The organism is Mycolicibacterium holsaticum DSM 44478 = JCM 12374, from assembly GCF_019645835.1.
In the GTDB taxonomy this organism is placed as follows: domain Bacteria; phylum Actinomycetota; class Actinomycetes; order Mycobacteriales; family Mycobacteriaceae; genus Mycobacterium; species Mycobacterium holsaticum.
This window is the reverse complement of record NZ_CP080998.1, coordinates 2,261,188-2,281,936: the sequence shown is the minus strand read 5'-3', so window position 1 is coordinate 2,281,936 and position 20,749 is coordinate 2,261,188. Positions and strand designations below refer to the sequence as shown.

19 protein-coding genes are annotated in these 20,749 nt (G+C 68.1%); 10 read left to right on the top strand and 9 right to left on the bottom strand.

The window, feature by feature from the left end; all coding sequences use genetic code 11:
* Positions 1-59 precede the first annotated feature (59 nt).
* Positions 60-416 (bottom strand): oxidoreductase, encoded by a 357-nt coding sequence (locus K3U96_RS10970; protein ID WP_220693029.1) that lies wholly within the window; start codon positions 414-416, stop codon positions 60-62.
* Positions 417-570: 154 nt separating this feature from the next.
* Here K3U96_RS10970 and sucB point away from each other — a divergent pair, with 154 nt between their 5' ends.
* From sucB to K3U96_RS10935, 7 genes are all read left to right on the top strand, one after another.
* Entirely contained in the window at positions 571-2,304 is a 1,734-nt protein-coding gene (gene sucB, locus K3U96_RS10965; RefSeq protein ID WP_220693028.1) for a 2-oxoglutarate dehydrogenase, E2 component, dihydrolipoamide succinyltransferase, read from the top strand.
* Between the two features lie 27 nt (positions 2,305-2,331).
* Complete coding sequence (locus tag K3U96_RS10960; RefSeq protein WP_220693027.1) at positions 2,332-3,240, top strand: TIGR01777 family oxidoreductase; 909 nt, start codon at positions 2,332-2,334, stop codon at positions 3,238-3,240.
* Between the two features lie 10 nt (positions 3,241-3,250).
* Positions 3,251-3,949, top strand: a complete 699-nt coding sequence (gene lipB, locus K3U96_RS10955; RefSeq protein ID WP_069407722.1) for a lipoyl(octanoyl) transferase LipB — start codon at positions 3,251-3,253, stop codon at positions 3,947-3,949.
* Entirely contained in the window at positions 3,946-4,908 is a 963-nt protein-coding gene (lipA, locus tag K3U96_RS10950; protein WP_220693026.1) for a lipoyl synthase, read from the top strand. Before lipB ends, lipA begins: the two co-directional genes overlap by 4 nt.
* 4 nt (positions 4,909-4,912) lie before the next feature.
* Entirely contained in the window at positions 4,913-5,665 is a 753-nt protein-coding gene (locus K3U96_RS10945) for a DUF4191 domain-containing protein (protein ID WP_220693025.1), read from the top strand.
* A gap of 18 nt (positions 5,666-5,683) precedes the next feature.
* Positions 5,684-7,462, top strand: coding sequence for an amidohydrolase (locus K3U96_RS10940; protein ID WP_220693024.1), 1,779 nt, complete (start codon positions 5,684-5,686; stop codon positions 7,460-7,462).
* Between the two features lie 106 nt (positions 7,463-7,568).
* Positions 7,569-8,366: a putative endonuclease domain-containing protein gene (locus tag K3U96_RS10935; RefSeq protein ID WP_220693023.1), complete on the top strand. Its 798-nt coding sequence runs from the start codon at positions 7,569-7,571 to the stop codon at positions 8,364-8,366.
* Here the strand turns inward: K3U96_RS10935 and K3U96_RS10930 are convergent.
* Positions 8,338-8,814 (bottom strand): RDD family protein, encoded by a 477-nt coding sequence (locus tag K3U96_RS10930; protein ID WP_220693022.1) that lies wholly within the window; start codon positions 8,812-8,814, stop codon positions 8,338-8,340. The genes K3U96_RS10935 and K3U96_RS10930 overlap by 29 nt on opposite strands.
* 160 nt (positions 8,815-8,974) lie before the next feature.
* Between K3U96_RS10930 and glnA (K3U96_RS10925) the strand changes: the two genes are divergently transcribed.
* Positions 8,975-10,411, top strand: coding sequence for a type I glutamate--ammonia ligase (gene glnA, locus K3U96_RS10925; RefSeq protein ID WP_069404342.1), 1,437 nt, complete (start codon positions 8,975-8,977; stop codon positions 10,409-10,411).
* Positions 10,412-10,479: 68 nt separating this feature from the next.
* Complete coding sequence (locus K3U96_RS10920; RefSeq protein ID WP_220693021.1) at positions 10,480-10,959, top strand: DoxX family protein; 480 nt, start codon at positions 10,480-10,482, stop codon at positions 10,957-10,959.
* Here K3U96_RS10920 and K3U96_RS10915 read toward each other — a convergent pair.
* The 7 genes from K3U96_RS10915 to K3U96_RS10885 are packed head-to-tail and all read right to left on the bottom strand — an operon-like array spanning position 10,956 to position 20,117.
* Positions 10,956-11,813 (bottom strand): TIGR03619 family F420-dependent LLM class oxidoreductase, encoded by an 858-nt coding sequence (locus tag K3U96_RS10915; RefSeq protein ID WP_220693020.1) that lies wholly within the window; start codon positions 11,811-11,813, stop codon positions 10,956-10,958. The two genes, K3U96_RS10920 and K3U96_RS10915, sit on opposite strands and share 4 nt — an antisense overlap.
* On the bottom strand, positions 11,810-12,436 hold the full coding sequence (locus K3U96_RS10910; protein ID WP_220693485.1) for a PaaI family thioesterase: 627 nt from the start codon (positions 12,434-12,436) through the stop codon (positions 11,810-11,812). Before K3U96_RS10910 ends, K3U96_RS10915 begins: the two co-directional genes overlap by 4 nt.
* A gap of 15 nt (positions 12,437-12,451) precedes the next feature.
* The gene (locus tag K3U96_RS10905; protein WP_220693019.1) at positions 12,452-15,427 is read right to left on the bottom strand and encodes a bifunctional [glutamine synthetase] adenylyltransferase/[glutamine synthetase]-adenylyl-L-tyrosine phosphorylase; all 2,976 of its coding nucleotides are present in this window, start codon (positions 15,425-15,427) and stop codon (positions 12,452-12,454) included.
* A 31-nt stretch (positions 15,428-15,458) separates the two neighbouring features.
* Entirely contained in the window at positions 15,459-16,799 is a 1,341-nt protein-coding gene (gene glnA / locus K3U96_RS10900; RefSeq protein WP_220693018.1) for a type I glutamate--ammonia ligase, read from the bottom strand.
* 48 nt (positions 16,800-16,847) lie between these two features.
* Positions 16,848-18,044 (bottom strand): DUF1214 domain-containing protein, encoded by a 1,197-nt coding sequence (locus K3U96_RS10895; protein ID WP_220693017.1) that lies wholly within the window; start codon positions 18,042-18,044, stop codon positions 16,848-16,850.
* Between the two features lie 4 nt (positions 18,045-18,048).
* Positions 18,049-19,206 carry a sulfotransferase family protein gene (locus K3U96_RS10890; protein ID WP_220693016.1) on the bottom strand — a complete coding sequence of 386 codons (1,158 nt, stop codon included), beginning with the start codon at positions 19,204-19,206 and terminating at the stop codon, positions 18,049-18,051.
* Entirely contained in the window at positions 19,203-20,117 is a 915-nt protein-coding gene (locus K3U96_RS10885) for an NAD-dependent epimerase/dehydratase family protein (RefSeq protein WP_220693015.1), read from the bottom strand. Before K3U96_RS10885 ends, K3U96_RS10890 begins: the two co-directional genes overlap by 4 nt.
* Positions 20,118-20,143: 26 nt before the next feature.
* On the opposite strand from K3U96_RS10885, the gene K3U96_RS10880 reads away from it, so the two are divergent.
* Entirely contained in the window at positions 20,144-20,737 is a 594-nt protein-coding gene (locus K3U96_RS10880) for a VOC family protein (protein WP_230982425.1), read from the top strand.
* Positions 20,738-20,749: the final 12 nt, after the last annotated feature.

Sequence of the window (20,749 nt, the reverse complement as noted above, 5' to 3'; positions counted from 1 at the left end):
CCACCCGAAGTTAGTGGGACCGCCGGTAACGTATCAGGCCCGTCGCTTTACCCAGGCGCTTAGGACTCTTCGAGTTCCCTGCGCGCGGCGCGGCGGCGTTCGACCCGGCGACGTTCGTCGAAGTCGCGCATCCGCTGGGGATAGCCGACCTTCTGCACGTCGTACACCGGGATGTTGAGGCGTTGCGAGAGCCGCCGGGCCCCGGCCTCTCCCCCGGTCGGCCGCCGCGTCCACTCGCCATCGGCGGCGACCAGCACGACGGTGACGTCGGTGACGGTGGTCTTGGGTTCGACGAAGGCCTCGACACCGGTATGGTCGGCGACCCACTGACGCAGATATCGCAGATCGGCGCCCGGGTCGCTGCCGGCGGCTGCGCCGGTGCGCGTACCGCGCCGAAATTTGCCGAACAGTCGCACTCCGGTGGTACTCCCTTCGTCTACCTCCCAAGATAGTGCCAGAGCACATGGTCGACAGGTCTGCAGCGAACGAGACGCGCAGACGTGAAAGGATGGGTTACGACGATCGACCCAGCAAGAGACTGACCGTTCAAGGGAGCGAGGGAGTCGATATATGGCCATCTCCGTTCAGATGCCCGCACTCGGTGAAAGCGTCACCGAAGGGACTGTCACCCGTTGGCTCAAGCAAGAGGGCGACACGGTCGAACAGGATGAGCCGCTGCTGGAAGTGTCCACCGACAAGGTGGACACCGAGATCCCCTCTCCCGCTTCCGGTGTGCTGAAGAAGATCGTCGCGCAGGAAGACGACACGGTGGAGGTGGGCGGCGAGTTGGCCGTCATCGGGGATGCCGACGAGGACGGCGACGACGGCGGCGGCGGCGACGAGCAGCCCGCCGAGGAACCCGCAGCGCAGCCCGAACCGGCCGCCGAAGAGCAGGAGGAGCCCGCCGAGACGCCATCGCCTCCGGCCAAGGGCGGGGACGCGACACCGGTGTTGATGCCCGAGCTCGGCGAGTCGGTGACCGAGGGCACCGTGACCCGGTGGCTGAAGAAGGTCGGCGACACCGTCGAGGTCGACGAGCCACTGCTCGAGGTCTCCACCGACAAGGTCGACACGGAGATCCCCTCGCCGGTGGCCGGCACGCTGGTGGCGATCACCGCTGAAGAGGACGACACCGTGGAGGTCGGCGGCGAGCTGGGCAAGATCGGCGACGCCGATGCGGCCCCGGCCGCCGAACCCAAACCCGAACCGGAACCCGAGCCCGAACCCGAACCCGAACCCGAACCCGAGCCGGAGCCCGAACCGGAACAGAAGCAGGAGCCCAAGCCGGAACCCAAGCCCGAGCCCAAGCCCGAGCCGAAGGCCGAGCCCAAGCCGGCACCCAAACCCCAGCCCGCGGGTGACTCCGCCCCGTATGTCACACCGCTGGTGCGGAAACTGGCCGCCGAGAACGACATCGACCTCACCGCGGTGAAGGGCACCGGCGTCGGTGGACGCATCCGCAAGCAGGATGTGCTGGCGGCGGCGGAGGCCAAGCAGGCACCGGCGGCCGAACCGACCGCCCCGCGGCCCGCGGCACCGGCGGCCAGGCAGGAGCCGACGGCCGCGCCAGCCCTGGCGCATCTGCGCGGCACCACACAGAAGGCCGGCCGGATCCGTCAGCTCACCGCCAAGAAGACACGCGAATCCCTGCAGGCGACAGCGCAATTGACCCAGACCCACGAGGTCGACATGACCAAGATCGTGTCGCTGCGGGCCCGGGCGAAGGCCAGCTTCGCCGAACGCGAGGGCGTGAACCTGACGTATCTGCCGTTCATCGCGGTCGCGGTGGTCGACGCGCTCAAGGCGCACCCGAACGTCAACGCCAGCTACAACGAGGACACCAAGGAGATCACCTACTACGACGCCGAGCACCTCGGCATCGCGGTCGACACCGAGCAGGGGCTGCTGTCACCGGTGATCAAAAACGCCGGGGACCTGTCGCTGGCGGGGTTGGCGCGCGCGATCGCCGACATCGCCGCGCGCGCCCGCTCGGCTGACCTCAAACCCGACGAGTTGTCCGGTGGCACGTTCACCATCACCAACATCGGCAGCCAGGGTGCGCTGTTCGACACCCCGATCCTGGTGCCGCCGCAGGCGGCGATGCTGGGCACCGGCGCGATCGTCAAACGGCCGCGGGTGATCGCCGACGAGTTCGGCAATGAGTCGATCGGTATCCGGTCGGTGTGCTACCTGCCGCTGACCTATGACCATCGGCTGATCGACGGTGCCGACGCCGGACGTTTCCTGACCACCATCAAACGCCGCCTCGAAGAGGGTGCCTTCGAGGCCGACCTGGGTCTGTAGGCCGAGCAGAGAAGGGCTTTCGCCTCCGTGTCCGACGCCGCCATCGCCATCGCGGGATCGTCCGGCCTGATCGGCACGGCGCTGGTGTACGCACTGCGCGCCACCGACCATCGGGTGCTGCGCATTGTGCGCCGGGCCCCATCCAACGCCGACGAGGTGTTCTGGAACCCCGACACCGGTGAGTTCGACGCGGGCGCGCTGGCCGGCGTCGACGCCGTGGTGAACCTGTGCGGGGTCAACGTCGGCGCCAAGCGCTGGTCGGGGGCGTTCAAACAGAGCCTGCGCGACAGCCGCATCGGGCCCACCGAAGTGTTGTCCGCCGCCGTCGCCGCCGCGGGGGTACCGACGCTGGTCAACGCCAGCGCGGTCGGCTACTACGGCGACACCGGCAGCCGCATCACCGACGAGTCCGCCCCGTCGGGCGCCGGGTTTCTGGCCCAGCTGTGCCGCGACTGGGAGGGTGCCACCCTGCCCGCCCAGCACGCCGGGGCGCGGGTGGTGCTGGCCCGCTCAGGGCTGGTGCTCGGCCGGTCCGGCGGGATCCTGAGCAGGTTGAAGCCGTTGTTCTCCCTCGGTCTGGGCGCCCGGCTGGGCGACGGCCGCCAGTACATGCCGTGGATCAGCCTCGAAGACGAGGTACGCGCGCTGCTGTTCGCGATCAACCACCGCGAACTGTCCGGACCGGTCAACGTTACGGGCCCGGCGCCGGTCACCAACGCCGAGTTCACCGCGGCGCTGGGCCGCACGCTCAACCGTCCGACCCCGCTTGCGGTGCCCGGCTTCGCGGTGCGCACCCTGCTCGGCGAGTTCGCCGACGAGGGCGTGCTCGGTGGCCAGCGGGTCATCCCGGCGGCGCTGGAGGCGGCGGGTTTTCAGTTCCACCACAACACCATCGGCGAGGCGCTGGCATTCGCCACCGCACCCAAGGACACGTAGATTCATATGCATGGCGGCAAAGTCGATCCGGTCGGTGTCATCGCCGGTTGACGTGCGCCGACTGGGCAGCCTCGACTATCAGGCGGCCTGGGAGCTGCAGCGGGAGCTGGCCGATGCCCGCGTCGCGGGCGGGCCGGACACGCTGCTGCTGCTCGAGCATCCGCCGGTGTACACCGCGGGCCGGCGCACCCTGCCCGAGGAGCGTCCCCTGCCCGACGTGTCGAACACCCCGGTCATCGACACCGACCGGGGCGGCAAGATCACCTGGCACGGGCCCGGACAGCTGGTGGGTTATCCGATCATCGGCCTCGCCGAACCGGTCGATGTGGTGAATTTCGTTCGGCGCCTTGAAGAATCGTTGATCAAAGTGTGTGCCGACCTCGGGCTGGCGACCGGCCGGGTGGCGGGCCGTTCCGGGGTGTGGGTCCCCGCCCAGGACACCGAGGACGGGCCGCGGCCCGCACGCAAGGTCGCCGCCATCGGCATCCGGGTGTCGCGGGCCACGACGCTGCACGGGTTCGCGCTGAACTGCGACTGCGACCTGACCGCCTACTCGGCGATCGTGCCGTGCGGCATCTCCGATGCCGGGGTAACCTCGCTGAGCGCCGAACTGGGCCGCCACGTCGGCGTCGACGAGATGCTGGGCCCGGTCACCGAGGCCGTTTGCGACGCGCTCGACGGGCGCCTGTCAGTAGCATTGACCTCGTGACCGTGTCCCCGGAAGGCCGCAGGCTCCTCCGTCTGGAGGTGCGCAACGCCGAGACGCCCATCGAGCGCAAGCCGCCGTGGATCAAGACGCGCGCCAAGATGGGCCCGGAGTATCAGGAGCTCAAGGCGCTGGTCCGGCGCGAGGGCCTGCACACCGTCTGCGAGGAAGCCGGCTGCCCGAACATCTACGAGTGCTGGGAGGACCGCGAGGCCACCTTCCTCATCGGCGGCGAGCAGTGCACCCGGCGGTGCGACTTCTGCCAGATCGACACCGGCAAGCCCGACGAACTGGACCGCGACGAGCCGCGCCGGGTCGCCGAGAGCGTGCACACGATGGGGCTGCGCTATTCGACGGTCACCGGGGTGGCCCGCGACGATCTGCCCGACGGCGGCGCATGGCTGTACGCCGAGACGGTGCGCGCCATCAAGGCGCTCAACCCCGACACCGGCGTCGAGCTGCTGATCCCCGATTTCAACGGCGCCCCCGAACTGCTCGAGCAGGTCTTCGAGTCACGTCCAGAAGTGTTGGCGCACAACGTCGAAACGGTGCCCCGGATCTTCAAGCGGATCCGGCCCGGCTTCCGCTACGACCGCAGCCTGCAGGTGCTGACCGCGGCGCGCGCGTACGGGCTGGTGACCAAGTCCAACCTCATCCTCGGGATGGGCGAGACGCCCGAGGAGGTGCGCAGCGCGCTGACCGACCTGTACGACGCCGGCTGCGACATCGTCACGATCACCCAGTACCTGCGGCCCTCGGTGCGTCATCATCCGGTGGAGCGCTGGGTGCGGCCCGAGGAGTTCGTCGAGCACGAGCAGTTCGCCAACGAACTCGGGTTCGCCGGGGTGCTGGCCGGGCCGCTGGTGCGGTCGTCGTACCGGGCCGGCCGGCTGTACGCACAGGTGGTCAATTCCCGGTCCACCGGAGCCGCGGCGACGGGCACATCCGACTCCGTATCCTGAGGGCATGGCGAAATCCCGCAATCCCGCGGCCGTGAAGGCTGCCAAGGCCGAAGCGAAGGCGGCGCGCAAGGAGGCCTCCCGGCAGCGCCGCACCCAGCTGTGGCAGGCGTTCCAGATCCAGCGCAAAGAGGACAAACGGCTGCTGCCCTACATGATCGGCGCGTTCGTGCTGATCGTCGCCGCCTCGGTGGCGCTGGGGTTGACCGCAGGCGGGTTCAGCACTTACATGATGATCCCGCTGGGCGTCGTGCTCGGCGCGCTGGTGGCGTTCATCATCTTCGGGCGGCGCGCGCAGAAGTCGGTCTACCGCAAGGCCGAGGGACAAACCGGGGCGGCGGCATGGGCGCTGGAGAACCTGCGCGGCAAGTGGCGCGTCACCCCGGGCGTCGCGGCCACCGGCCACTTCGACGCGGTGCACCGGGTGATCGGGCGACCGGGCGTGATCTTCGTCGGCGAGGGCTCCCCGACCCGGGTCAAGCCGCTGCTGGCCCAGGAGAAGAAGCGCACCGCCCGGCTGGTCGGCGACATCCCCATCTACGACATCGTCATCGGCAAGGGCGAGGACGAGGTCACGCTGGCCAAGCTCGAACGCCACCTCAACAAGCTGCCCGCCAACATCACCGTCAAGCAGATGGACTCGCTGGAGTCCCGGCTGGCCGCGCTGGGCACCAAGGTCGGGCCCGCCGCGATGCCCAAGGGTCCACTGCCCGCCCAGGCCAAGATGCGCGGCGTACAGCGCACCGTCCGGCGACGCTGACCCCGGGTCGCCGGCCAGATGTGTACAGCATGTGAATGGGCGCCGGCGTTCTCGGCCATCACCACCCGCCGCACCGTTTTGCGCACCGCGGGCGTGGTTCTCGCCGCAACGGCGCTGAGCGCCTGCACGCCACGCTCGGGCGCTCCGGCGCAGACCGCGGACTTCGTGTTCCGCAACGGGGCGATCTACACCGTGGCAGGCCCGGAACCGTGGGCCCAGGCCGTCGCCGTACGCGGCAACACCATCGTCCATGTCGGCGACGAGGACGGTGCGACGGCGCTCGTCGGCCCGAACACCCGGGTGATCGACCTGGGTGGCCGGATGTTGATGCCGGGCTTCGTCGAGGGCCACATCCACCCGTTCCTCGGCGCCTTCCTCACCTCGGGGGTCGACCTGCAGGTGCCGACGGGGGCCGACGCGCTGGCCGCCATCGAGTCCTACGCCAACGAGCACCCCACCGGTCCGGTGCGCGGATTCGGTTGGCGGGTGGACATGTTCGGCCCCGACGGCCCGACCCGCACCGATTTGGACCGTGTTCTGCCCGACCGTCCGGGCTTTTTCTTCGCGATCGACGGGCACAGCCTGTGGGCCAACAGCAAGGCGCTCGAGATGGCCGGTGTCAACCGCGACACCGAGGACCCGGTTCCCGGGTTCAGCTATTACGTCAGGGACGGCAACGGTGATCCGACCGGATACGTGCTGGAGGTCAACGCGGCGCTCAGCCTCGTCGACGCCATCGAGCCGATCTCGGCCGAAACCATGGGACGGCTGCTGGAGGAATGGTTGCCGAAAGCCTCCGCCGCGGGCATCACGTCGGTCTTCGACGCAGGCGTGCCACCCATCGGCGCCGATCAGGGCGCGTTGATCGGGCTGTACACCGACGTCGAACAGCGTGACCAGTTGCCGTTCCGCGTGGTGGCCTCCTACAGCGTGAAGTCGCCGCCGACCGCCGACGTCGTAGAGAAGATCACCGACATCAGGGACCGGTTCTCGACCGATCTGGTGCGCGCCGACATCGTCAAGATCGTCGGCGACGGCACCCAGGGCGGATACACGGCCTGGCTCATCGAGCCGTATGCGGACAAGCCGGACTCCACGGGCGGTTCGCCGTTCACCGAGGAGCAGTGGCATCAACTCATCGGTGAGGTCGACGCCGCGGGTTTCGACGTGCACGTGCATGCCTGCGGTGAGCGCACGGCGCGCGTCGCCCTGGATGCCATCGAGCGCGCCGCGGCCGTCAACCCACCGCGCGACCGCAGGCACGCCATCGCCCACCTGGTCTACGTCGAGGACCCCGACAGCCGGCGGTTCGGTGAACTCGGCGTCGTCGCCCAGTTTTCTGCGAACTGGATGTCCCCCGACCCCGACACCATGCAGAACATGGTGGCCCGCTACGGCCCGCCACGAGCCGACCTGCTCTACCGGCCCCAGGACGTGCTGAGGTCCGGCGGCCGCATCTCGTTGGGCACCGACTGGCCCGCGGCCGGATACTTCTCCACCTACAAGCCCTTGGATGCGATCCAGACCGGGGTCACCCGCCAGTTGATCGGCGAACAGGGTGATGCCGTGCTGGCACCCGCCGACCAGCGGCTGTCGGTCGCCGAGGCTCTGCACGCCAACACGTTGGGGGCGGCCTACCAGCTCCGGATGGACGACAAGGTGGGGTCACTGGAGGTCGGCAAGCTCGCGGACATGATCGTGCTCGACAGGAACCTGCTGGAGATCGAGCCGGGCGACATCTCGCAGGCCAAGGTGAGCATGACGATGATGAACGGTCAGATCCGCCACGAGGCCTGACGCCCAGTTTCGTCGAACGTGAGCTTGTGTTCGAGATCCAGCCAATTTTTCGAACAGAACTTCACGTTGGGCGGAACCGGCCGGGCTGTCGCGGCGTCCAATTGGCATGCAACCCTTCCTCGGCACCGAGGCGCTATCGGCGGGTGTGGTCACCCGGTACCAGCTCGCGACGCGGTACGACGCGCTCTTTCGCAACGTCTACGTGCCAAAGGACCACCCGGTGACGGCGCTGGACAAGGCGATCGGCGCCTGCCTGTGGTCGGGCCGGCGCGCGACGGCCGCTGGGCTTTCCGCGGCCGCGCTTCACGGGTCTCGCTGGATCGATGCGAGGCTGCCCGCCGAACTCAACCAATCCAGCAGACATAAGACGACCGGCATCCTGCTGCACAGCGACACCCTTCGCAACGACGAAGTCTGTGTCCTCAACGGTGTGCCCGCGACGACCGCCGCCCGCACCGCCTTCGACCTCGGTCGTCGTGGCCGGATCGAGACAGCCGTGCTCCGGATCGACGCGTTGATGCAGGCAACGGGCCTGAAGGCAGAAGCCGTCGGCGCCCTCGTCGAGTGCCACCGCGGCGCCCGCGGGCTCGTCAACCTGCGCAAAGCCCTCGAGCTTTCCGATCCGGGCGCAGAATCACCGCAGGAGACCCGCACCCGACTTGTACTGACCGCAGCGGGCCTGCGGCCCACGCACACCCAGATCGACGTCTACGACGGATACGACCACGTGGGGCGTATCGACATGGGGTATCTGAAGTGGAAGGTCGGCGTCGAGTACGACGGACTCCAACACTGGACCGACCCGCGGGTGCGCAATCGTGACATCGAACGCCCGTCTCGCGTACCCGCGCTGCGCTGCGGGCGGCAGGTGCGAACTAGCGGCGTACGACGGCGGTGTTGGTGAAGCGGTCCTGGTAACCGCGGAAATCGCCGTCGGTGAACAACGCCGGGACGATGAAGAACACCAACAGCCCGCGCACGGTGGCCCGCCCGAGGCCGACATGCATCCGGTTGTCGATCGACGCCACGCGCAACCCCAGGGCCAACTGGCCGGGGGTGAAGCCGAACAACCGGACCGAGATGATGCCGAGCACCACCCACACCGCCGCGATCGACGTCGACCCCAGCGGGGTGTACAGAAAGTCGTCCCTGCTGACCAGCCCGATGCCCACGGCAAGCCCCACCAGCCCGTAGGCGATGAACCAGTCGATGAGCAGCGCACCGATGCGCCTGCCGAACCGCGCGATCGACCCGGGGCCGGTCTCGGGCAGCCCGAGCCGCTGCCCGGGATAGTCGCTGGGTCCTAGATCACTGCTTGGTCCCGACAGCCAGGACCCCATTGCGCGGGCCATAGTGACAGGATATGTGGGAGGCCCTCCCGGGCCATCGGCCGCCAGCAGCAAGCCACCGAGGCGACATTGCGTAACTTCGGCGCAACATACGGTTGACGACCGTGCAACATCGTGTCCTTAGCGTCAACGCGCGGGTTACCGAATATAAGGAGAGAACTCAGTGGCAGAAAAGACCGCCGACGACATTCTCAAGCTGATCAAGGACGAAGACGTACAGTACGTCGACATTCGGTTCTGTGATCTGCCCGGCGTCGTTCAGCACTTCTCGATCCCGGCTACGGCCTTCACCCAGGATGTCTTCGAAGACGGCCTGGCCTTCGACGGCTCGTCGGTCCGCGGATTCCAGTCGATCCACGAATCCGACATGATGCTGCTGCCGGATCCGGAGACCGCGCGCATCGATCCTTTCCGCGCCGCGAAGACCCTGAACCTGAACTTCTTCGTGCACGATCCGTTCACCCGCGAGGCCTACTCCCGTGACCCGCGCAACGTGGCCCGCAAGGCGGAGAACTACTTGACCAGCACCGGCATCGCCGACACCGCCTATTTCGGCGCGGAGGCCGAGTTCTACATCTTCGACTCGGTCACGTTCGACTCGCAGATGAACGGCACGTTCTACGAGATCGACTCCGAGGCCGGATGGTGGAACACCGGCGAGCCGGTGGAGTCCAACGGCAGCGCCAACCGCGGCTACAAGGTGCGCCCGAAGGGCGGCTACTTCCCGGTCGCACCGTATGACCACTTCGTCGACCTGCGCGACGAGATGTGCACGAACCTGCAGAACGCCGGGTTCATCCTGGAGCGCGGCCACCATGAGGTCGGCACCGCCGGCCAGGCCGAGATCAACTACAAGTTCAACACGATGCTGCACGCGGCCGACGACCTGCTGCTGTTCAAGTACATCATCAAGAACACCGCCTGGCAGGCCGGCAAGACGGTGACGTTCATGCCCAAGCCGCTGTTCGGTGACAACGGCTCCGGTATGCACGCGCACCAGTCCCTGTGGAAGGACGGTCAGCCGTTGTTCCACGACGAGTCGGGCTACGCGGGCCTGTCCGACACCGCACGGCACTACATCGGCGGCATCTTGCACCACGCGCCGTCCCTGCTGGCGTTCACCAACCCGACGGTAAACTCCTACAAGCGGCTGGTTCCCGGCTACGAGGCCCCGATCAACCTGGTGTACAGCCAGCGCAACCGCAGCGCGTGTGTGCGCATCCCGATCACCGGCAACAACCCCAAGGCCAAGCGTCTGGAGTTCCGCTGCCCGGACAGCTCGGGCAACCCGTACCTGGCGTTCGCGGCGATGCTGATGGCCGGCCTCGACGGCGTCAAGAAGAAGATGGAGCCGCAGGCGCCGATCGACAAGGACCTCTACGAGCTGCCCCCGGACGAGGCGGCCAGCATCCCGCAGGCCCCCACGTCGCTGTCGGCGGTCATCGACAATCTCGAGGCAGACCACGAATACCTCACGGAGGGCGGGGTTTTCACCGAGGACCTGATCGAGACCTGGATCTCCTACAAGCGGGAGAACGAGATCATGCCGGTGCAGATCCGTCCGCACCCCTACGAGATCGCGTTGTACTACGACGTGTGATCACCGCTGACCAGTTCGGGCCGGGCGACTTCGACGCGCCCGGCCCGAGTTGGCGTTAGGGTCGGCCCATGACGACCCTGACCACTCGCCTCAACACGTACTCGCCGGCGGCGCTGACCGCCTTCCGCGTCATCTTCGGTCTGCTGTTCGCCATCCACGGCTCGTCCAAGCTGTTCGGCTGGCCGCTGGGCCCGTCGATCCCGGTCGGCAGCTGGCCGATGTGGTGGGCCGGGCTGATCGAACTGGTCACCGGCCTTGCGATCACCGTCGGACTGTTCACCCGCATCGCGGCGTTCATCGCCTCCGGCGAGATGGCCGTGGCGTACTTCTGGCAGCACTGGCCGCCGCTGGAAGGTGAGCCGCAGAGTTTCTGGCCGCTGGCCAACGGTGGCGAGGCGACGCTGTTGTTCTGCTTCGGTTTCCTGCTGTTGGCCACCATCGGCGCCGGGGCTTACTCGTTCGACGGCAGACGCCGCCCAGTTCCCACCGCCACCACCACGACCGCGGCGCCGCGCGCCGGCCTGCTCAGCCGGTTGCGCCGTCGCTAGTCCAGCGCGAGGTCCTTGCGGAACTTGCGCATGCCGTCGATCTTCTCGGCCAACGACGCTTGCGGCCCGCTGTAGAACATCCACGGCATCGTGATGATCCCGGTGATCCCGCCGGCCTGCGCCCGGTCGTAGTGCTCGGGGGTGAACGCATCGGTGAGCGGGGTCAGCACGGTGAAGTCGTCCATCGACAAGCCTTGCGCGGCACGCAGTTCGCGTAGCTTCTCGACGCGTTCGAGCGCGCGCTCGGTGGTGATCAGGTCGCCGATCCAGCCGTCGTGGCGCGCGGCGCGGCGCAGCGCGATGTCGGACAGCCCGCCGACGTAGATCGGGATGTGCGGCGGTGTCGGCTCCATCTCCAGGCGCGGGGCCTGATAGAACTCGCCGTCGAATTCGGTCCAGCCCGGCTTCCAGAGTTCCTTCATCAGCTCGAGCATCTCGTCGGTGCGCTTACCGCGGCGATCGAACCGCTGGCCCATCAGCGTGAACTCTTCCTCGCACCAGCCGACGCCGATACCGAGTTCCAGCCGCCCACCCGCCAGATAGGCAGCTGTCCCAATGGATTTCGCCGCCGAGTATGGATCGCGCATCGCAGGCAGATACACCGTGGTGACGAACCGCAGCCGGGTGGTCAACAACGCGATCGCGCCGATCATCACCCACGGATCGGGCCAGTCGGTGAACGCCTCCCAACGACGCTTGCCGTCCTTGGTGTACGGGTAGGGGGTCTCGAGAGTCTCGAGGTTCACCACATGGTCGGGAATGCCCATCCCGTCATAGCCGAGATCGTCTGCGGCCTTGGCGACTTCGACAGCCTCACCGGTGTCCAGGAAGGCGGTGCTGACATAAAACCTCATCCTGCATCCCTGGCCCACGCGGGCACGATGAAGACGCCTTCGGCCTCCACGGTGACGCCGTCGGCGTCGCTGAGGTAGCCGCGGGCATAGGTTTTGGCGCCCTCGCTGCGGTCGATGTAGGCCTCCGCGCGCAGCGGTCCCAGCGGGGTGCCGCGCAGATAGCGCAGCGTGATGGTGCCGGTGAACTTGGGTTCGAGCAGTCCGTCGGTGGCCGCTTCGCCGAGGATGTGGTCGAGCACCAACGCGCAGATTCCGCCGTGCACCCAGCCCGGCGGGCCCTCGTAGGCCGGGCCCAGCGTGAACTCACTCCAGCACCGCCCGTCGTCCTCGTACCGGACCTCCATCGGCGGAGCGATCGCATTACGAAGTCCGACAGCGGGGTTGGCCCACGGCAGCGGTCGACCCGTGCCCTCGTGCACCAACGTGGTGACGGTGCGCTGTTTGCGTTCGAGCATCTCGGTGACCGCGTCGATCGCCGCCTGCGCTTGTCGCACGGCGTCCTGGTCGACGTCGGTGTGCACGCCCGCAGAGACCAGCCTGCGTATTGAATCGGCCAGCGGGCCGTACAGCGAGCGCAGCCGGTCATACTCGTCCGCGGTCACCACGTCGTATCGGAAATCCATGCTCATCGGCGCTGCCTATCCATCAAAGACCTTTCGTACCACCGCTTTTGCCCGGCGGGTCACCCGCAGGTAGTTGTCGAGGAACTCTCCGCCGTCGTCGCTGTCCCAGCCTGCGGCCACCGCGACGGCGTTCAATTGTCTGCCGGGGCCCGGCAGCTGGTCGGTCGGCTTGCCGCGCACCAGCACCAGCGCGTTGCGGGCGCGAGTGGCCGTCAACCACGCCTGCCGCAGCAGGTCGACATCGCCCTCGGCGATCAGCTCGGCCGCGCCGATGGCGTTGAGCGCCTCCAGCGTCGACGTGGTGTGCAGCGCGGGAACCTCGTGCGCGTGTCGCAGCTGCAGAAGCTGCACCGTCCACTCGATGTCGGCCAGCCCGCCGCGGCCCAGCTTGGTGTGGGTGTTGGGGTCCGCGCCGCGCGGCAACCGCTCGGCGTCCACGCGCGCCTTGATCCGGCGGACCTCGCGGACGTCCTCGGTCGACATCCCGCCGGGCCGGTAGCGGATCTTGTCGACCATCAGCAGGAACCGCTCCCCCAGGTCCAGATCGCCTGCGACCCGATGCGCCCGCAGCAGCGCCTGCACCTCCCACGGCTGCACCCACTGGCTGTAGTACGCCTGGTAGGACGCGAGCGTGCGCACCAGCGCCCCGTTACGGCCCTCGGGGCGCAGGCTGGCGTCCACCTCCAGGGGCGGGTCGGAGCTGGGTGACCCCAGCAACGCGCGCAACTGTTCGGCGACGGTGGTCGCCCAGCGCACGGCGGCGGGCTCGTCGAACCCTTCTTCGACCTCGCATACGAACATCACGTCGGCATCGGAGCCGTAGCCCAATTCGGCACCGCCCAACCGGCCCATCCCGATCACCGCGATACGGGCCGGCACAGCGCCGTCGCGGGTGTTCGCCCGGATCACCGTGCCCAGCGCGGACTCCAGCACGGCGACCCACACCGACGTCAGCGCCGCGCATACGTCGGTCACCTCGAGCATGCCGAGTAGATCCGCCGATGCGATTCTGGCCAGTTCGCGGCGGCGCAGCGTACGTGCGGCGGCGATAGCCCGCTGCGGGTCGGGATGCCTTCCGGCAGAGGCGATCAGCGCGCGGGCCACCCCGTCGGGGTCGACGTCGCACAGCTTGGGTCCGTTCGGGCCGTCGGCGTACTGCTGGATGACCTCGGGCGCGCGCATCAGCAGTTCGGGGATGTAGGCCGACGTGCCCAGCACCTTCATCAGCCGCTTGGCGACGGCGCCCTCGTCGCGCAGCGTCGACAGATACCACCGCTGGTCGACGAGGGCCTCGCTGATCCGCCGGTACGCCAGCAGCCCGCCGTCGGGGTCCGGGGTGTCGGAAAGCCAGTCCAGCAGCGTCGGCAGCAGCACGCGCTGCACCTGGCTGCGCCGGTTGCTGCCTGCAGTCAGCGCTGCCAGGTGCGCCAATGCACTCTGCGGTCCTTCGTAACCCAGTGCCGCGAGCTGACGTTCGGCGGCCGCAGGAGTCATCCCCTCCGAAATACCAAGTGCGGCTTGACCGACCGACTCCAGCAGCGGTTGGTAGAACAGCTTGGCGTGCAACCGGGACACCCGCATGCTCTGGCGTTTGAGCTCTTCGCGCAGCACCCCCAACGCGTCGTGTCGGCCGTCGGGGCGGACGTGCGCGGCCCGCGCCAACCAGCGCAGCGACTCGTCGTCGTCCTCGTCGGGCAGCATGTGGGTGCGCTTGAGCCGCTGCAGCTGCAGCCGGTGCTCGAGCAGCCGGAGGAACTCGTATGACGCGGTGAGGTTGGCGGTGTCGTCACGGCCGACGTATCCGGCCGCCCCCAGCGCCGCCAGGGCGTCGACGGTCGAGGCCACCCGCAGCGACTCGTCGTTGCGGCCGTGTACCAGCTGCAGCAGCTGCACGGCGAACTCGACGTCACGCAGTCCCCCGGTGCCGAGCTTGATCTCGCGGCTGCGCACCCCGGCGGGCACCAGCTCCTCGACGCGTCGGCGCATGGCCTGCACTTCGGATACGAAATCCTCGCGCTCGCAGGCGGTCCACACCATCGGCATCAGCGCGTCGACGTAGGCCTGGCCCAGCTCGGGGTCGCCCGCGGCGGGTCTGGCCTTCATCAGCGCCTGGAACTCCCAGGTCTTGGCCCAGCGCTGGTAGTAGGCGACATGGGAGTCCAGCGTGCGCACCAACTGGCCGTGCTTACCCTCCGGGCGCAGTGCCGCGTCGACCTCGAAGAAGGCGTCGCCGGCGAACCGCATCATCTCGCCGGCCACCCGGGTCGCGGCCGCGAGATCGTCCTCGGCGTTGGCGGCCACGAAGATCACGTCGACGTCGCTGACGTAGTTGAGTTCGCGCGCACCGCATTTGCCCATCGCGATCACCGCGAGCCGCGGCGCCTCGTCGGGCTGCAGACCGGCCGAGGCGATGCCCACCGTCAACGCGGCGCCCAACGCGGCGTCGGCCAGGTCCGACAGGTGCGCTGCGACCGTCGTGAACGGGAGGACGGGTTCGTTCTCCACGGTGGACGCCAGGTCCAGCCCGGCCAGCACCATCAGCCGGTCCCGGTACAGGGTGCGCAGCGGATGCAGCGCAGCCGTTGCATCCGTTAGCTTTTCGGCCAGCGATCCGAACTGGTGGCGCACTTGCTCGGCCGTCGGCAACGTCACGTCGCCGGCCAGCAGCCGCCAGGAGTCCGGGTGGGCGACGAGGTGCTCGCCGAGCGCAAGCGACGACCCGAGGATGCTGAACAGCCGGCCGCGCAGGGCACGGTCGGACAACAGCTGCTCGTCGAGTTCCGCCCAGCCGACCCGCACCGCGTCGGCCAGCCGCACCATGGCCTTCAGCGCCGTGTCGGCGTCGGGTGCGCGCGACAGCGACCACAGCAGGTCGGTGTGCGCGTCGGTGTTCCAGCCCAGGCGATCCAGATCGGCCGGCGCGGACGGTTCGACCAGTCCTAGCCGGCCGACGCTGGGCAGCTTCGGACGCTGCGTCGCTGGTTTGGCCACGGCTTGACGTTAGCGCAAACGCTTTGAGCCGCTACAGGGACAGATACGACTTCAGCTCGTAGGGCGTGACGTGGCTGCGGTAGTTCTCCCACTCGGCGTGCTTGTTGCGCAGGAAGTAGTCGAAGACATGCTCGCCCAACGCTTCTGCGACCAGTTCGGAGTTCTCCATCTCGGTCAACGCCATCCCCAGGCTGGACGGCAGCTCCTTGTAGCCCATTGCGCTGCGTTCCTCGGACGTGAGGTTCCAGACGTTGTCCTCGGCCTCCGGGCCCAGCACGTAGTCCTTTTCGATACCGCGCAGGCCCGCGGCCAGCAGCACGGCGAAGGTCAGATACGGGTTGCACGCCGAGTCGGGGCTGCGCACCTCGACGCGGCGCGACGACGCCTTGCGCGGGGTGTACATCGGTACCCGAACCAGCGCCGAGCGGTTGGCCGCACCCCACGACGCCGCCGTCGGGGCTTCCCCGCCGTGCACCAGCCGCTTGTAGGAGTTCACCCACTGGTTGGTGACGGCGCTGATCTCGTTGGCGTGCTCGAGGATGCCTGCGATGAAGGACTTGGCGACGTTGGACAGCTGCAGCGGATCCTCGGGGCTGTGGAACGCGTTGGTGTCGCCCTCGAACAGGCTCATGTGGGTGTGCATGGCCGACCCGGGGTGTTCGGCGAACGGTTTGGGCATGAAGGTGGCGCGCACCCCCTCGCCCAGCGCGATTTCCTTGACGACGTAGCGGAACGTCATGACGTTGTCGGCCATCGACAACGCGTCGGCGTAGCGCAGGTCGATCTCCTGCTGGCCGGGCGCGCCTTCGTGGTGGCTGAACTCCACCGAGATGCCGACCTGCTCGAGCGCGTCGATGGCGTGGCGGCGGAAGTTGGGGGCGGCGTCGTGTACGGCCTGGTCGAAGTAGCCGCCGTTGTCGGCGGGCACAGGCGGGCTTCCGTCGTCCTCCCCCGGCTTGAGCAAGAAGAACTCGATCTCGGGATGCACGTAGCAGGAGAACCCCAGGTCACTGGCCTTGGACAGCTGCCTGCGCAGCACGTGGCGCGAATCCGCCCACGACGGGGAGCCGTCGGGCATGGTGATGTCGCAGAACATCCGCGCCGAATGGTGCTCGCCGGAGCTGGAGGTCCACGGCAGCACCTGGAATGTCGACGGGTCGGGCCGGGCGACCATGTCGGCCTCCGACGCGCGGGCGAAGCCCTCGATCGCCGAACCGTCGAAGCCGATGCCCTCCTCGAAGGCCCCTTCGAGTTCGGCGGGCGCGATCGCGACCGATTTGAGGTATCCGAGCACGTCGGTGAACCACAGCCGGACGAAGCGGATATCGCGTTCTTCCAGCGTGCGCAGCACGAATTCCTTCTGCCGATCCATGTCCGCAGCGTAGGTCCGAGCTGTTAACTCTGTGTTACACGCGGTTGATCACCAGATGCGACGCAGTTGCGCGCCGGTGCGGCGGTGTCGCAGCTGGGCGGCCCGCTGCGCCGCCGAGAGCACCGGGGTGCCTGCCGGGAGGTGGTCGAGCACGTCGTCGACCGGCACCTTCGTCACCGTCATCTCGGGGAAGTCGTCGGCCTTGTAGAAGCGCGCCTGCAGGATGCCCCACGGCCAGTCGGCCTTGTCCAGCCAGTTGTGCACGCCGGGGTCACGCTTGGCGACGACACCGCGGAACCAGCCGTCGGGGTCGAGCCGGGCCTGCACGTCGTTCAGGCTGGACTGCCGGTTCACCCAGTCCACGGTCGAGAACCGATCGTCGGCCACCAAGATCTGCCAGTAGTAGCAGTTCGCCGGGACCGGGAACTCGACGATGAGCGCCTCGTCGTCGGCGATCTGATGGATGCCGTCGTAATAGGCCTGCTTGGTGGCCAGGCCGCCGCCCTGCTGGATCCACTGCGAGCGCAGCAGCACGTTGAAGCCGTGGTGCTCGCGGTAGTACCGCACCAGCTCCATGTCGAAGTCGATCATCCCTTTGATCCAGTCGCCGAGTTCGGCGAACCGGCGCGCGATCTCCGCGGGCGTCATGTCCGCGCCGCCGTCGTCGAGGCGGTTGATCGCGACCTGGGCGTCGACCTCGGTGTTCCAGTCGCCGGCGCACTTGCGCATCAGGAGCTTGCCTGCCTCGGGGTTGAGCGGCCACCAATCCCCGGCATGGTCCTCGGGGCGTTCGGCGGACAGCACGACGCGGAAGGAGCCGTCCTCGCCGATCGTCAGATCGTCGAAGTCGTGGGTGATGGCGTCGAACTTCATCTGCCGCTCCACGCCCTTGAGGCTTCTCATCATCCCGGGCGCCGACTGGGTGACCTCGACGAAGCGCACCGTGCCGCGGCGGCCGACGAGTTCGTACACGCCGGTCCCGTCGACCTCGGCGCTCAGGTAGACGTAGTCCGGGTTGGGGCCGCCCTGGTTGCAGGCGTAGTTCCACAGCGGCATGAACACCGGGCGCCGCGAGTCGGTGTAGACATGGCACAGGTAACCGCACGCCAGGATCGACAAGGCCAGCTTGTTCATGTCCTGCACCTCGGCGTCGGTGGCCCCGTCGGGGCGCCAGGTGGCCAGGAGATGGTCGGCGACGCCCTTGAGCGCGTCCATCTGGTCGTCCCAGGTCGGTAGTGCGCTCATCGTGTCAGCCCCCCGCCGTCTCCGCGGCCACGTCGAAGCGGCGGATGTAGAAGTCGTAGTCGGATCTGATCTGCTCGACCGAGAGGCCGAATTGCTCTGCGGTGTAGCGGTGCGTCCCTTTCGCGCCGACGGCGTTGGCGTCCTGCCACGCGAAGATCTCCTCGGCGACATCGGGTTTCAGCTCCAGCCCGAGCCAGTCATAGACGCGTTCGACGGTGCCTCTGGGATCTGCGGCCAACTCGGTGTGGTGCACGTCGAAAAAGCGATCCTCACCGATGCGGGCCCGGTCGGCGATCGCGGACTCCATGCCCTCGCGCAGGTGCACGCTGACCTCGCGGCCCAGTGCGTGCAGGTCCCGTTCACCGTGCGCGGGCGGGAAGATCGTCGACACCAGGCTGGTGTAGGAGGGTACGACCTTGGCCGGGTCACGGTGCGTCATCACGAACCGCACGTCCGGATACGCTTCGGCCAGCGCACTCAGGTGGAACTTGTGGTGCGGCGCCTTGAACAGCCAACGCCGCGGCGGGCACCGTGACCCGAGCAGCTTGACCACCCGACGGTGGTAGGCGTAGGTATCGGTGAGATCGGCTCGCCGCCACCAGGTTCGGTAGCTTGGCACCGGCAGCGTCATCTGCTGGCCGTGAAAGGCCATCCCGAGGATCTCGGTGTCCTCCATGGTGGCGTCGACCTCGAAGATGTGCATGGCGGCCTGGGCGACCGGACGTTCCTCGTGCATGCGGAGAAACGCCTGCCTGCGCGGGTCGGCTGTTTCGGCGCCGGCAATCGGCGGCGGCACGGGCTGGTACTGCTCCCACCCGCGCAGGCAACGGAATTGCGGGTCGAGCGACAGCATGTCGGCCAGCGCGGTGGTCCCGGTGCGCGGCAGTCCGTTGATGTCGACCGGGCCTTCCACGACGACGTCGTCGACCTCGGGGTGGGCGCGATAGTGGGCCTCGACCTCGAGCCGGTTGACCAGCCGGCGGTGCAGGTCGCCGATGACCGCGGTGTCGGTACCGGGATCCAGGTCGCCGTCGCGCTCGAGGCTGTCGAGCAGGACCGCCAACCCCTCCCTGAAGTCGCCGGGCCCGAAATCGGTGTGTCCGCACTCTGCGACGGCTTCGTCCAGGAGCCGTTGCGGGCTGGGATAGCGCTTGGCCGTCATCGTGTGATGCGGTCGGGGTAGTGGTGAGCGGCCATGGCGCGGAACCCTTCTCGCCAGTCCACGGTGCACGGCCCGGTGATCGACACGCGTCTGGTGTGGTCGCCGACCGAGCCGACGGAGGCCCCGGGCACGGGTTGTACGTCTATCCGCGGCTCGACCCCGAGAAGTTCGCCGAAGTACGCACACCACTGCTGGACGCTGACCGGGGTGTCGCCGGCGAAGTTGACGATGGTGGCGGGGGTGGCGGCCGCGTGCAGCAGCGCCGGGATCTGGGCGTTGATGTCGTGGTAGGAAATCGGGCTGTACGGCAGCGGGTCCCAGCGGGCCACGACGGGGCGGCCCTCGGCGATGGCCTGCAGATGCCACAGCGCAAGCCCGCCCCGGTCCCCGTACGCGCTGCCCATCCGGGCGATCGTGGTCGGAATACCGAACTCGCGGGCGCAGTATCTGGCGACGGCCTCCTCGGCGATCTTGACGATGGAATACGGTTGCGGGCTGGGCAATCCGGCGTCGCCGATGGGATCGTCCTCGCGGAACGGATGCCAGGGATCGGGATGCGGTCTGTAGACGGTGACCGTCGACATCACCAGTGCCGCTTTGACGCCGCGACAGTGCGACAGCAGCAGCCCGGTCCCTTCGGCGTTGACCCGCAGACCACGCTCGTAGTCTTCGCCGAAGTCGGCGGCGATGTGCAGAAGATAGGTGAAATCCGCTGGCAGGTCGGAGAAGTCCGCGTCCCCGAGATCGATGCTGCGGGTGGTGACGCCGAGGGCCTCGACCTCCTCGCGCGCGGACGGATCGGAGAACCGGGCGATCCCCCACACCTCGTTGTCCCGGGCCAGGCTCTCGACGATGCCGTAGGCGATGCGCCCGGCCGGTCCGGTGACCAGAACCCGTTCCCCGCTCAGCATTGCGTGGCCGTGCCATGATCGTGCCCATGGACCTGTTTGAGCAGCCGTGGCCCGAGGGTGACTTTCGGTTCTTTCAGCTCGGCCACGTCGTCGACGACGTGCTGGTCGCGGCCGCCGGGTGGGCGCGCACGTTCGGGGTCGGACCGTTCCACGTGTTGCCCGTCGTCGAGCAGCAAGCCGATTACGGCGGTGAGATCCGCAGCGTCCGAATCCAAGTGGCGGTCGCGCAGGCCGGTCCGGTGCAGGTCGAGTTGATCCAGCAACACTGCGACACCCCGAGCATCTACTCCGAGTGGAGCCGGCGCGGAACGAGTTCTTTTCACCAGATCGCCACGATGACAACGGATTATGACGCCAAGACCGCGCATTTCACGTCGCTCGGCTATCCGCCTGCCGCGCAGAGCGTGGGTGGCGGCTTCCGGGTGGCCTATATCGACACCGTTGCCGATTTCGGGTTCTACACCGAGGTCGTCGAGGCCCCACCGGCTTTTCTCGACCAGTTGCGCGCCATCTCGGACACCTGCGCGAGTTGGGACGGCAGCGACCCGGTACGGATCATGACCCGTGACGGCTATCGACTGCCCGATTCCCGTGGCCACGCCGAAACTCTAAAGTCTTAGAGACACCGCTGG